Origin of the sequence: Streptomyces sp. NPDC127117 (genome assembly GCF_042677325.1) — a bacterium.
GTDB lineage: Bacteria > Actinomycetota > Actinomycetes > Streptomycetales > Streptomycetaceae > Streptomyces.
Genome location: NZ_JBHXTM010000050.1, coordinates 29857 through 43116, shown reverse-complemented (window position 1 = coordinate 43116; position 13260 = coordinate 29857). Strand labels below are relative to the sequence as shown.

Sequence of the window (13260 nt, the reverse complement as noted above, 5' to 3'; positions counted from 1 at the left end):
TGACCGAGCAGGCCCGCGCCACCGCTCGTAGGCTCGTGGCATGTCAGAGGTGTACGCCGTCCGCCGCGGGCTGCTTCGCGACCGGTGCGCCGCCGTCGGATCCGCGGCCGCTCTGGTCTCCCGCCCCGCCAACGTCCGCTATCTCGCGGGCGGAGCGCCCCCAGGTGCCGTGCTGCTGCTCGGACCCGGCGGGGACGTCCTGATCTCGTCCCGGGCCCCGAGCGGTGATCCCGCCGACGGGCGCACCGACGATCAGCTGAGGGTCTCCCTGCTGCCCGCCTCCGACGGCGATCCCGTGGTCGCTGCCGCCGATCTGGCCGGCTCCTCCGGCGCGGAGTCGCTGGCCGTCGAGGAGCACCATCTGACGGTCTCCCGCCACCGGGCCATGGGCTCGGTCGCCCCGCGGCTCCGGCTGGCCGATCTCGGTGCCACCGTCGAGCAGCTTCGGGTGGTGAAGGACGAGGAGGAGATCGCCTGCCTGCGGATCGCCGCCGAGATCACCGACCAGGCCCTGGGCGAACTCCTCGAATCCATCCTGGTGGGCCGCACCGAACGGCACCTCGCCCTGGAACTGGAGCGACGCCTGGTGGACCACGGTGCCGACGGCCCCGCCTTCGCCACCTCCGTCGCCACCGGACCGAACTCGGGCCAGGGACGCCACCGCCCCTCGGACCGGCGGGTGGAGGAAGGAGATTTCCTCTCCGTCTGCCTGGGCGCGAACTACCGCGGCTACCGCTGCGAGATCGGCCGTACGTTCGTCATCGGGACGACGCCGGCCGACTGGCAGATCGAGCTCTACGACCTGGTTTTCGCCGCTCAGCGGGCCGGGCGGGAGGCCCTCGTGCCGGGTGCGGCCTACCGTGACGTGGACCGTGCGGCCCGGTATCTCCTGGACTCCGCGGGGCACGGCGGGGGTCTGGCACCCTGGACCGGGCACGGGGTGGGACTCGAAATCGACGAGGACCCGCAGTTGGCACCTGCGGCCATGGGTAAACTGGACGCTTGTGTGCCGGTCACCGTCGAACCGGGGGTCCACCTCCCGGGCCGGGGCGGGGTCCGGATCGATGACACGCTCGTCGTGCGCCCCGAGGCGGACGGCGGACCCGAGCTACTCACCATTACGACCAAGGAGCTGCTCGCGCTCTAGCGCGCATCCTCGGCCGTTCCACCAGCTTCAGTCCAGGAGATTCCGCAACCGTGGCTTCCACGAACGACCTCAAGAACGGCCTGGTGCTCAAGCTCGACGGAGGCCAGCTCTGGTCCGTCGTCGAGTTCCAGCACGTCAAGCCCGGCAAGGGCCCGGCCTTCGTGCGCACCAAGCTCAAGAACGTGCTCTCCGGCAAGGTCGTCGACAAGACGTTCAACGCCGGCGTGAAGGTCGAAACGGCCACCATCGACCGTCGCGACATGCAGTTCTCGTACATGGACGGCGAGTACTTCGTCTTCATGGACATGGACACCTACGACCAGCTCATGGTCGACCGCAAGGCTGTCGGCGACGCCGCCAACTTCCTGATCGAGGGCTTCACCGCCTCCGTGGCTCAGCACGAGGGCGAGGTGCTCTACGTCGAGCTCCCGGCCGCCGTCGAGCTCGTCATCCAGGAGACCGAGCCGGGCGTCCAGGGCGACCGCTCCACCGGTGGCACCAAGCCCGCCACCCTGGAGACCGGTTACCAGATCCAGGTCCCGCTCTTCATCACCACCGGTGAGAAGGTCAAGGTCGACACCCGCACCAGCGACTACCTCGGCCGGGTGAACAGCTAACCGTGGCTGCCCGGAACAAGGCCCGCAAGCGTGCCTTCCAGATCCTCTTCGAGGCCGACCAGCGCGGCGAGTCCGTGCAGACGGTCCTCGCGGACTGGGTGCGGCACTCGCGGGCCGACAACCGTCAGCCGCCGGTCACCGAGTACACGATGGAGCTGGTCGAGGGGTACGCGCAGTACGCGGACCGGATCGACGACCTCATCGTGACCTACGCGGTGGACTGGGAGATCGACCGTATGCCGGTCGTCGACCGGAACATCCTGCGGCTCGGTGCCTACGAGCTGATCTGGGTGGACGGCACCCCGGACGCGGTGGTGATCGACGAGGCGGTCCAGCTCGCCAAGGAGTTCTCCACCGACGACTCCCCGTCCTTCGTGAACGGGCTGCTGGCCCGCTTCAAGGACCTCAAGCCGAACCTCCGCCGGGAGCAGTAGCCTCCGGCGGCGTTCAGCCAACGAAGGGCCCACGGTCGAGCGACCGTGGGCCCTTCGGCGTGTGGCGGCCGGTCACGCGAGGCGCCGCGCACCAGCCGTCACGTACGAAAAAGCCGTGCCGGCGCGGGCACCCGATGGGGTGAACCGCGCCGACACGGCGGCACGTTTCTTCAGTGGGGCGTCAGCCCTCTTCGTGGGCAACGGCGCGACGCGCGTCCGCGTCCAGCACGCCCCAGCTGATCAGCTGCTCCGTGAGCACGGACGGCGACTGGTCGTAGATCACGGCAAGTGTGCGCAGGTCGTCCTGGCGGATCGAGAGCACCTTGCCGTTGTAGTCACCGCGCTGGCTCTGGATCGTCGCCGCGTAGCGCTGCAGCGGACCGGCCTTCTCCGGCGGGACGTGGGCGAGCCGCTCCAGGTCCAGCACGAGCTTCGGCGGCGGCTCGGCGGCACCGCCGGGCGTCGTACCGGGCAGGAGCTCCTGGACCGGAACCCCGTAGAAGTCCGCGAGCTCAGCGAGGCGCTGCACGGTCACGGCACGGTCGCCGCGCTCGTACGAACCGACCACGACGGCCTTCCAGCGGCCCTGGGACTTCTCCTCCACGCCATGGAGGGAAAGGCCCTGCTGGGTGCGGATGGCACGGAGTTTGGCCCCGAGCTGTTTTGCGTATTCGCTGGACATAAGGCTCCCCGGACGCTGGGACATTTCGCGGCTCCGCCGCGTTGCTGGTAACTCACTGTGAGGTTACGCAGCGTTACTTGGATGCGTCAAGCCGAATGGTCCGGACCGGCACCTCCCGGGGGCGGGAGCGGAGGCCGGCGCAAGCCCTGGTAACGTGGATGACGCAATTTCGACGTCCTTTAAGGTCCGTCCCGTGAGACGGAGAAGGAGGTCCGTTTCTTATGGACGCACAGCACGAAGCCACCGGCAATGCGGCACGCCCCGTTCTGGAGGCTCCCGACATCGCCCGGGTACTGACCCGGATCGCCCACGAGATCGTCGAACGCGCCAAGGGCGCCGACGACGTGGTTCTCCTCGGCATCCCGACGCGGGGCGTGTTCCTCGCCCGCCGGCTCGCCGAGAAGCTCGAAGAGATCACCGGCGGAAAAATGCCGGTCGGTTCCCTCGACATCACCATGTACCGCGACGACCTGCGGCTGCGCCCGGCGCGCGCCCTGGCCCGCACCGAGATCCCCGGCGAGGGCATCGAGGGCCGGCTGGTCGTGCTCGTCGACGACGTCCTGTTCTCGGGACGCACGATCCGCGCCGCCCTCGACGCCCTGGGCGACATCGGCCGGCCCCGTGCGGTGCAGCTCGCGGTCCTCGTCGACCGGGGTCACCGCGAACTCCCGATCCGCGCCGACTACGTCGGCAAGAACCTCCCCACGTCGCTGCGGGAGACGGTCAAGGTCCAGCTCGCCGAGGAGGACGGCCGGGACGCCGTGCTGCTCGGTGTGGAGCGGACCGCCCCGACGGGCGAGCAGTAGCCCCACCACCCCCGTACGGCCCACCACGAGCCACTACGGCTGCTTCCGCACGCCCGCATGCCTGAACCCTCCAGCCCCCGGAGAACACCCAGATGAAGCGTCACCTCATCTCGGCCGCCGATCTCACCCGCGACGACGCCGTCCTCATCCTCGACACCGCCGAGGAGATGGCCAGGGTCGCGGACCGGCCGATCAAGAAGCTCCCGACCCTGCGCGGCCGTACCGTCGTCAACCTCTTCTTCGAGGACTCGACACGTACCCGCATCTCCTTCGAGGCCGCCGCCAAGCGCCTCTCCGCCGACGTCATCAACTTCTCCGCGAAGGGCTCGTCCGTCTCCAAGGGCGAGTCGCTCAAGGACACCGCGCTGACCCTGGAGGCGATGGGCGCCGACGCCGTCGTCATCCGGCACGGTGCCTCCGGCGCCCCGTACCGCCTCGCCACCTCCGGGTGGATCGACGGCGCCGTCGTCAACGCCGGTGACGGCACCCACGAGCACCCCACCCAGGCCCTGCTGGACGCCTTCACGATGCGCCGCCGCCTGGTCGGGGCCGACAGCGGCCTGGGCCGGGACCTCGACGGCCGCCGGATCACCATCGTCGGTGACATCCTGCACAGCCGGGTGGCCCGCTCCAACGTCCACCTGCTCAACACGCTCGGCGCCCACGTCACCCTGGTGGCCCCGCCGACCCTCGTCCCCGTCGGTGTCGAGCAGTGGCCGTGCGACGTCAGCTACAGCCTCGACGAGGTGCTGCCGCAGTCCGACGCGGTGATGATGCTGCGTGTGCAGCGCGAACGGATGAACGCCGCCTACTTCCCGACCGAGCGCGAGTACTCGCGCCGCTACGGCCTGGACGCCGACCGGATGTCGCGGATGCCCGGGCACGCCATCGTCATGCACCCCGGCCCGATGGTCCGCGGCATGGAGATCACCGCCGAGGTCGCCGACTCCGACCGGTGCACGGTCGTCGAGCAGGTGGCCAACGGCGTCTCGATCCGCATGGCCGTCCTGTACCTGCTGCTGGGCGGGTACGAATCCGCCGCCCCCGCCGCCCCGTCCCGTACCGAGGAGAACAAGTAGTCATGAGCAAGATCCTTATCCGCGGCGCGAAGGTCCTCGGCGGCGCACCCCAGGACGTCCTGATCGACGGCGAGACCATCGCCGCGGTCGGCACCGGCATCGAGGCCGGCGACGCGACCGTCGTCGAGGCAGGGGGCCAGATCCTGCTGCCCGGACTGGTCGACCTCCACACCCACCTGCGCGAGCCGGGCCGCGAGGACTCCGAGACCGTCCTCACCGGCACCAAGGCGGCGGCCGTCGGCGGCTTCACCGCCGTGCACGCCATGGCCAACACCTTCCCGGTCGCCGACACCGCCGGTGTCGTCGAGCAGGTCTGGCGGCTCGGCAAGGAGTCCGGCTACTGCGACGTGCAGCCGATCGGCGCCGTCACCGTCGGCCTGGAGGGCAAGAAGCTCGCCGAGCTCGGCGCCATGCACGATTCGGCCGCCGGAGTGAAGGTCTTCTCCGACGACGGCAAGTGCGTCGACGACGCGGTGATCATGCGCCGCGCGCTGGAGTACGTGAAGGCATTCGACGGCGTCGTCGCCCAGCACGCCCAGGAGCCCCGCCTCACCGAGGGCGCCCAGATGAACGAGGGCATCGTCTCCGCCGAACTCGGCCTCGGCGGCTGGCCCGCCGTCGCCGAGGAGTCGATCATCGCCCGCGATGTACTGCTCGCCGCCCACGTCGGCTCCCGGGTGCACATCTGCCACCTGTCGACCGCCGGCTCCGTCGAGATCGTCCGCTGGGCCAAGTCCAAGGGCTGGAACGTCACCGCCGAGGTCACCCCGCACCACCTGCTCCTCACCGACGAGCTCGTACGGTCCTACAACCCGGTCTACAAGGTGAACCCGCCGCTGCGCACCGAGGCCGACGTCATGGCCCTGCGCGAAGCGCTCGCCGACGGCACCATCGACTGTGTCGCCACCGACCACGCCCCGCACCCGCACGAGGACAAGGACTGCGAGTGGGCCGCCGCCGCCATGGGCATGGTGGGCCTGGAGACCGCGCTCTCCGTCGTCCAGCAGACGATGGTCGAGACCGGCCTGATCGACTGGGCGGGTGTCGCCGACCGGATGTCGTTCCGCCCGGCCGCCATCGGCCGGCTCGACGGACACGGCCGGCCCGTCTCGGCCGGTGAACCCGCCAACCTCACCCTGGTCGATCCGGCTTACCGTGGTGTCGTGGACCCCGCGGGCTTCGCCTCCCGCAGCCGCAACACTCCGTACGAGGGGCGCGAGCTGCCGGGCCGAGTCACCCACACCTTCCTGCGGGGCCGTGCAACGGTCGTCGACGGGAAGCTCGCGTGACATCACTCACCCCCCTGTACCAGCTCGCAGCCGACCGGAAGTCGGCCGAGGTGACCGACTGGTCCGCCCGGATCAGCTGGGTCATCGGACTGATCGTCCTCATCGCCTTCGTCTACTGGCTGATGCGCCAGGGATGGAAGTGGCGGGGCAGCCTCCAGTCCGACCTGCCCGAACTCGCCACCACCCCGGAGGGGTACGCGGACGGCGAGAAGCTGCTCACGCTGAGCGGCCGGTACCACGCCTCGACCACCGCCGGGCAGTGGCTCGACCGGATCGTCGCCCATGGCCTCGGCACCCGCAGCCGCGTCGAGCTCACCCTCACCGAACAGGGCCTCGACGTCGTACGGCCCGGCGCGGCCGACTTCTTCGTGCCGGCCGCCGCCCTGCGCGAGGCCCGGCTCGACAAGGGCATCGCCGGCAAGGTCCTCCCCGAGGGCGGCCTGCTGATCATCACCTGGGCGCACGGCGACAAGCTGATCGACTCCGGATTCCGCTCCGACCGCTCCGCCGAGCACCCCGCCTGGGTCGAGGCCATCGACCAACTCACCAGCACTACGGAAGGCACCGCACGATGACGATCTCCACCCGGGGAGCCGCCAAAGCTCCCGCCGTACTCGTCCTGGAGGACGGCCGCGCCTTCCGCGGCCGCGCCTACGGGGCCGTGGGGGAGACCTTCGGCGAGGCGGTTTTCTCCACCGGCATGACCGGCTACCAGGAGACGCTGACCGACCCCTCGTACCACCGCCAGGTCGTCGTGATGACCGCCCCGCACGTCGGGAACACCGGGGTGAACGACGAGGACCCCGAGTCCGGACGGATCTGGGTCTCCGGCTACGTCGTCCGTGACCCCGCCCGGGTGCCCTCCAACTGGCGCTCGCAGCGCTCGCTCGACGAGGAGCTGGAGCGCCAGGGCGTCGTCGGCATCAGCGGCATCGACACCCGCGCGCTCACCCGCCACCTGCGCGAGCGCGGCGCCATGCGCGTCGGCATCTTCTCCGGTGACGCCGTCGCCGACGAGGCCACGCTGCTGGCCCGCGTCCAGCAGGCCCCCGAGATGGTCGGCGCCGACCTCTCCGCCGAGGTCGCCACCAAGGAGACCTACGTCGTCCCCGCGATCGGCACCAAGAAGTTCACCGTCGCCGCGATCGACCTCGGCATCAAGGGCATGACCCCGCACCGGATGGCGGAGCGCGGCATCGAGGTGCACGTACTGCCCGCCACCGCCACCCTGGAGGACGTGTACGCGGTCGAGCCCGACGGCGTGTTCTTCTCCAACGGCCCCGGCGACCCGGCCACCGCCGACCACCCGGTCTCCGTCATGCAGGGCGTCCTGGAGCGGAAGACCCCGCTCTTCGGCATCTGCTTCGGCAACCAGATCCTCGGCCGCGCCCTCGGCTTCGGCACCTACAAGCTGAAGTACGGCCACCGCGGCATCAACCAGCCCGTGCAGGACCGCACGACCGGCAAGGTCGAGGTCACCGCGCACAACCACGGCTTCGCCGTCGACGCCCCGCTCGACAAGGTGTCCGACACCGGGTTCGGCCGCGCCGAGGTCTCCCACGTCTGCCTGAACGACCAGGTCGTCGAGGGGCTCCAGCTCCTCGACCAGCCGGCCTTCAGCGTCCAGTACCACCCCGAAGCAGCCGCCGGCCCGCACGACGCCGCGTACCTCTTCGACCGTTTCGTCTCCCTGATGGAGGGCCAGCGTGCCTAAGCGCTCCGATATCCAGTCCGTCCTGGTCATCGGCTCCGGCCCGATCGTCATCGGCCAGGCCGCCGAGTTCGACTACTCAGGCACCCAGGCCTGCCGCGTACTCAAGGCCGAGGGCCTGCGCGTCATCCTGGTGAACTCCAACCCGGCGACGATCATGACCGACCCGGAGATCGCCGACGCCACGTACGTCGAGCCGATCACCCCCGAGTTCGTCGAGAAGATCATCGCCAAGGAGCGTCCCGACGCGCTGCTCCCCACCCTGGGCGGCCAGACCGCGCTCAACACCGCGATCTCCATGCATGAGAACGGTGTCCTGGAGAAGTACGGCGTCGAGCTCATCGGCGCCAACGTCGAGGCCATCAACAAGGGCGAGGACCGCGACCTGTTCAAGGGCGTCGTCGAGGCCGTCAAGGAGAAGATCGGATACGGCGAGTCCGCCCGCTCCGTCATCTGCCACTCCATGGACGACGTCATCGCCGGCGTCGACACCCTCGGCGGCTACCCCGTCGTCGTCCGCCCCTCCTTCACCATGGGCGGCGCCGGCTCCGGCTTCGCGCACGACGAGGACGAGCTGCGCCGCATCGCCGGACAGGGCCTCACGCTCTCGCCGACCACCGAGGTGCTCCTGGAGGAGTCCATCCTCGGCTGGAAGGAGTACGAGCTGGAACTGATGCGCGACAAGAACGACAACGTCGTGGTCGTCTGCTCCATCGAGAACTTCGACCCGATGGGCGTCCACACCGGTGACTCGATCACCGTCGCCCCGGCGATGACGCTCACCGACCGCGAGTACCAGCGGCTGCGCGACATCGGCATCGCGATCATCCGCGAGGTCGGCGTCGACACCGGCGGCTGCAACATCCAGTTCGCCATCGACCCGACCGACGGCCGGGTCATCGTGATCGAGATGAACCCGCGCGTCTCCCGCTCCTCGGCGCTCGCCTCGAAGGCCACCGGCTTCCCGATCGCCAAGATCGCCGCCAAACTGGCCGTCGGCTACACGCTCGACGAGATCCCCAACGACATCACCGAGAAGACCCCGGCCTCCTTCGAGCCGACCCTCGACTACGTCGTCGTCAAGGCCCCCCGCTTCGCCTTCGAGAAGTTCCCCTCCGCCGACTCCACCCTCACCACCACCATGAAGTCGGTGGGCGAGGCCATGGCGATCGGCCGGAACTTCACCGAGGCGCTCCAGAAGGCGCTCCGCTCGCTGGAGAAGAAGGGCTCGCAGTTCTCCTTCGTCGGCGAGCCCGGCGACAAGGCCGAGCTGCTGGCCGAGGCGGTCCGCCCGACCGACGGCCGGATCAACACCGTCATGCAGGCGATCAGGGCCGGCGCCACCCAGGAAGAGGTCTTCGACGCCACGAAGATCGACCCCTGGTTCGTCGACCAGCTCTTCCTGATCAAGGAGATCGCCGACGAGCTCGCCGCCGCCGACGAGCTGGGCCCCGAACTGCTCGCCGAGGCCAAGCGGCACGGCTTCTCCGACGCGCAGATCGCCGAGATCCGCAGCCTGCGCGAGGACGTCGTGCGCGAGGTGCGGCACGCGCTGGGCATCCGCCCGGTCTACAAGACGGTCGACACCTGCGCCGCCGAGTTCGCCGCGAAGACCCCGTACTTCTACTCCTCGTACGACGAGGAGAGCGAGGTCGCGTCCCGCACCAAGCCCGCGGTGATCATCCTCGGCTCCGGCCCCAACCGCATCGGCCAGGGCATCGAGTTCGACTACTCCTGCGTCCACGCCTCCTTCGCGCTGAGCGACGCGGGCTACGAGACCGTGATGGTCAACTGCAACCCGGAGACCGTCTCCACCGACTACGACACCTCCGACCGCCTGTACTTCGAGCCGCTGACGCTGGAGGACGTGCTGGAGATCGTGCACGCGGAGACTCTCGCGGGACCGGTCGCCGGCGTCATCGTCCAGCTCGGCGGCCAGACCCCGCTGGGCCTGTCGCAGGCGCTCAAGGACAACGGCGTGCCGGTCGTCGGCACGTCCCCGGAGGCCATCCACGCCGCCGAGGACCGCGGCGCCTTCGGCCGCGTCCTGGCCGAGGCCGGGCTCCCCGCCCCGAAGCACGGCACGGCCACCACCTTCGACGAGGCCAAGGCCATCGCCGACGAGATCGGCTACCCCGTCCTCGTCCGCCCCAGCTACGTGCTCGGCGGCCGCGGCATGGAGATCGTGTACGACGAGATGCGGCTCTCCTCGTACATCGCCGAGTCCACCGAGATCAGCCCCACCCGGCCGGTCCTGGTCGACCGCTTCCTCGACGACGCCATCGAGATCGACGTCGACGCGCTCTACGACGGCACCGAGCTGTACCTCGGCGGCGTCATGGAGCACATCGAGGAAGCCGGCATCCACTCCGGCGACTCCGCCTGCGCGCTGCCCCCGATCACGCTCGGCGGCTACGACATCAAGCGGCTGCGGGCCTCCACCGAGGGCATCGCCAAGGGTGTCGGCGTACGCGGACTGATCAACATCCAGTTCGCGCTCTCCGGCGACATCCTCTACGTCCTGGAGGCCAACCCGCGCGCCTCGCGCACCGTCCCCTTCACCTCGAAGGCGACCGCGGTCCCGCTCGCCAAGGCCGCCGCCCGCATCTCGCTGGGCGCGACCGTCGCCGAGCTGCGCGCGGAGGGCCTGCTCCCGGCCAACGGCGACGGCGGCACCCTGCCGCTCGACGCGCCGATCTCCGTCAAGGAGGCCGTCATGCCGTGGTCGCGCTTCCGCGACATCCACGGCCGCGGCGTCGACACCGTCCTCGGCCCGGAGATGCGCTCCACCGGTGAGGTCATGGGCATCGACTCGGTCTTCGGCACGGCGTACGCCAAGTCGCAGGCCGGCGCGTACGGCCCGCTGCCCACCAAGGGCCGCGCCTTCATCTCCGTCGCCAACCGCGACAAGCGCTCGATGATCTTCCCGGCGCGCGAACTCGTCGCCCACGGCTTCGAGCTGCTCGCCACCTCCGGCACCGCCGAGGTCCTCAAGCGCAACGGCATCAACGCCACGATCGTGCGCAAGCAGTCCGAGGGCGTGGGCCCGCAGGGCGAGAAGACCATCGTCCAGCTGATCCACGACGGCGAGGTCGACCTCATCGTCAACACGCCGTACGGAACGGGCGGCCGGCTCGACGGCTACGAGATCCGTACCGCGGCCGTGGCCCGGTCCGTACCGTGCCTGACGACGGTCCAGGCGCTCGCCGCCGCCGTCCAGGGCATCGACGCACTCACCCACGGGGGCGTCGGCGTCAGTTCCCTCCAGGAACACGCCGAACATCTGACCGCGGCCCGCGACTAGCAGCCGACAGGGGGACACCGGAAACGGTGTCCCCCTCTCCGTGAGGACACCGAGGACAACCCGATGTACAAGCTCTTCTTCCGCCTGGTCTTCAAGCGGATGGACCCGGAGCAGGCCCACTACCTGGCCTTCCGGTGGATCCGCCTCGCCGCCCGGACCCCCGTGCTGCGCACCTTCGTCGCCGCCGCGCTCGCGCCCCGCCACAAGGAGCTGCGCACCGAGGCCCTCGGCCTGCGGATGCACGGCCCGTTCGGTCTCGCCGCCGGTTTCGACAAGAACGCCGTCGCGATCGACGGCATGTCGATGCTCGGCTTCGATCACATCGAGATCGGCACGGTCACCGGCGAGCCGCAGCCCGGCAACCCCAAGAAGCGCCTCTTCCGCCTCGTCGCGGACCGTGCGCTGATCAACCGCATGGGCTTCAACAACGAGGGCTCGGCCGCCGTCGCCGCCCGCCTCGCCGCCCGCAGGCCGGTCTTCCGGACCACGGTCGGCGTCAACATCGGCAAGACGAAGGTCGTGCCGGAGGCCGAAGCGGTCGGCGACTACGTGAAGTCCACCGAGCGGCTCGCCGCCCACGCCGACTATCTCGTCGTGAACGTCTCCTCGCCCAACACCCCGGGGCTGCGCAACCTCCAGGCCACCGAGGCGCTGCGGCCCCTGCTCAGCGCCGTGCGCGAGGCGGCCGACCGTACCGTCACCGGGCGCCGGGTTCCGCTGCTCGTCAAGATCGCCCCGGACCTCGCGGACGAGGACGTCGATGCGGTCGCCGACCTCGCGGTCGAACTGGGCCTGGACGGCATCATCGCCACCAACACCACCATCGCCCGCAGCGGCCTCGGCCTGAAGTCCTCGCCGTCCCTGGTCCAGGAGACCGGCGGGCTCTCCGGCGCCCCTCTCAAGGCGCGCTCCCTGGAGGTGCTGAGCCGCCTCTACGCGCGCGTCGGCGACCGGATCACCCTGGTCGGCGTCGGAGGGATCGAGAACGCCGAGGACGCCTGGCAGCGCATCCTGGCCGGCGCCACGCTCGTCCAGGGCTACAGCGCCTTCATCTACGAGGGCCCGTTCTACGCCCGGGCGATCCACAAGGGCCTGGCCGCGCGCCTGGCCGCCTCCCCGTACGCCACCCTCGCCGAGGCCGTCGGCGCAGAGACCAGGAAGGCCACCGTATGAGCCCCGAACCGTTCGGCGCGCGCCTGCGCCGCTCCATGGACACCCGCGGCCCGCTGTGCGTCGGCATCGACCCGCACGCCTCGCTGCTCACCGCCTGGGGCCTGAACGACGACGTCGCCGGACTCGAACGCTTCACGCGCACGGTCGTGGAGGCACTGGCCGACCGGGTCGCCGTGCTCAAGCCGCAGTCCGCGTTCTTCGAGCGCTTCGGCTCGCGCGGCATCGCCGTCCTGGAAAAGGCCGTCGAGGAGGCGCGGGCGGCCGGCGCGCTGGTGCTGATGGACGCCAAGCGCGGCGACATCGGCTCCACCATGGGCGCCTACGCGGCGACCTACCTGGAGAAGGACTCGCCGCTGTTCTCGGACGCGGTCACCGTCTCGCCGTACCTCGGCTTCGGCTCGCTGCGCCCGGCGCTCGACGCGGCGGTCCTCTCCGGCGCGGGCGTCTTCGTGCTGGCCCTCACCTCCAACCCGGAGGGTGCCGAGGTGCAGCGCGCCACCGCCGCGGACGGCCGCTCGCTGGCCCAGCTCATGCTCGACCACATGGCCGCCGAGAACGAGGGGATGACCCCGCTCGGCTCCGTCGGCGCGGTGGTCGGGGCCACGCTCGGGGACGCCGGGGCGAACCTGGCGATCAACGGCCCGCTGCTCGCTCCCGGGATCGGGGCGCAGGGCGCGACGCCCGCGGATCTGCCCGGCGTGTTCGGCGACTCGGTGGGCAATGTGCTGCCCAGCGTGAGCCGCGGAGTGCTGAGCCAGGGACCGGACGTGGCGGGCCTCCGGGCGGCCGCCGAACGGCTCACGGACGAGATCCGGGCAGCCGTGGTGGATAGGTGATCATGCCACGTAACCGGGTGTTGACTCTTTCCTGACCAAAAATCTCGGTTGTTATGCCAGAAATGTCCTGGTCGGCCAAGGCTGACCAGGACTTTTCGTTGGTTCTCGCTGACTCCGGCGGCCTTGGCCGCTAGTCTCCGACGAGAGCCGACGTACACAAGTTGTCCGTCGCTCACCTGGTG

The 13260-nt window shown here is 70.2% G+C and carries 12 protein-coding genes; 11 read left to right on the top strand and 1 reads right to left on the bottom strand.

All coding sequences use genetic code 11. The features are described 5' to 3' along the window. Window positions 1–40 precede the first annotated feature (40 nt). Genes ACFVH0_RS32160 through nusB form a run of 3 tightly spaced genes read left to right on the top strand, consistent with a single transcriptional unit; the run spans window position 41 to window position 2198 of the window. Complete coding sequence (locus ACFVH0_RS32160; protein ID WP_385825996.1) at window positions 41–1147, top strand: aminopeptidase P family protein; 1107 nt, start codon at window positions 41–43, stop codon at window positions 1145–1147. A gap of 50 nt (window positions 1148–1197) precedes the next feature. Continuing rightward, window positions 1198–1764 carry an elongation factor P gene (gene efp, locus ACFVH0_RS32155; RefSeq protein ID WP_093541039.1) on the top strand — a complete coding sequence of 189 codons (567 nt, stop codon included), beginning with the start codon at window positions 1198–1200 and terminating at the stop codon, window positions 1762–1764. A gap of 2 nt (window positions 1765–1766) precedes the next feature. Beyond that, window positions 1767–2198 (top strand): transcription antitermination factor NusB, encoded by a 432-nt coding sequence (gene nusB, locus ACFVH0_RS32150; RefSeq protein ID WP_072484538.1) that lies wholly within the window; start codon window positions 1767–1769, stop codon window positions 2196–2198. Between the two features lie 181 nt (window positions 2199–2379). On the opposite strand, the gene bldD is transcribed toward nusB, so the two are convergent. Continuing rightward, window positions 2380–2880, bottom strand: a complete 501-nt coding sequence (bldD, locus tag ACFVH0_RS32145) for a transcriptional regulator BldD (RefSeq protein ID WP_014044812.1) — start codon at window positions 2878–2880, stop codon at window positions 2380–2382. Window positions 2881–3101: 221 nt separating this feature from the next. On the opposite strand from bldD, the gene pyrR reads away from it, so the two are divergent. From pyrR to pyrF, 8 genes are all read left to right on the top strand, one after another. After that, the gene (pyrR, locus tag ACFVH0_RS32140; RefSeq protein WP_385825994.1) at window positions 3102–3686 is read left to right on the top strand and encodes a bifunctional pyr operon transcriptional regulator/uracil phosphoribosyltransferase PyrR; all 585 of its coding nucleotides are present in this window, start codon (window positions 3102–3104) and stop codon (window positions 3684–3686) included. A gap of 92 nt (window positions 3687–3778) precedes the next feature. Beyond that, window positions 3779–4765 (top strand): aspartate carbamoyltransferase catalytic subunit, encoded by a 987-nt coding sequence (locus tag ACFVH0_RS32135; RefSeq protein WP_385825992.1) that lies wholly within the window; start codon window positions 3779–3781, stop codon window positions 4763–4765. Window positions 4766–4767: 2 nt separating this feature from the next. Continuing rightward, window positions 4768–6054: a dihydroorotase gene (locus ACFVH0_RS32130; RefSeq protein WP_385825990.1), complete on the top strand. Its 1287-nt coding sequence runs from the start codon at window positions 4768–4770 to the stop codon at window positions 6052–6054. Continuing rightward, window positions 6051–6629: a hypothetical protein gene (locus tag ACFVH0_RS32125; protein ID WP_385825988.1), complete on the top strand. Its 579-nt coding sequence runs from the start codon at window positions 6051–6053 to the stop codon at window positions 6627–6629. Before ACFVH0_RS32130 ends, ACFVH0_RS32125 begins: the two co-directional genes overlap by 4 nt. Next, window positions 6626–7768, top strand: coding sequence for a glutamine-hydrolyzing carbamoyl-phosphate synthase small subunit (gene carA / locus ACFVH0_RS32120; RefSeq protein ID WP_385825986.1), 1143 nt, complete (start codon window positions 6626–6628; stop codon window positions 7766–7768). Before ACFVH0_RS32125 ends, carA begins: the two co-directional genes overlap by 4 nt. Beyond that, on the top strand, window positions 7761–11069 hold the full coding sequence (gene carB, locus ACFVH0_RS32115) for a carbamoyl-phosphate synthase large subunit (RefSeq protein ID WP_385825984.1): 3309 nt from the start codon (window positions 7761–7763) through the stop codon (window positions 11067–11069). The genes carA and carB overlap by 8 nt, the downstream gene beginning before the upstream one ends. A gap of 63 nt (window positions 11070–11132) precedes the next feature. Next, window positions 11133–12242, top strand: coding sequence for a quinone-dependent dihydroorotate dehydrogenase (locus ACFVH0_RS32110; RefSeq protein ID WP_385825982.1), 1110 nt, complete (start codon window positions 11133–11135; stop codon window positions 12240–12242). Continuing rightward, window positions 12239–13078, top strand: coding sequence for an orotidine-5'-phosphate decarboxylase (gene pyrF, locus ACFVH0_RS32105; protein ID WP_385825980.1), 840 nt, complete (start codon window positions 12239–12241; stop codon window positions 13076–13078). Before ACFVH0_RS32110 ends, pyrF begins: the two co-directional genes overlap by 4 nt. Window positions 13079–13260 lie beyond the last annotated feature (182 nt).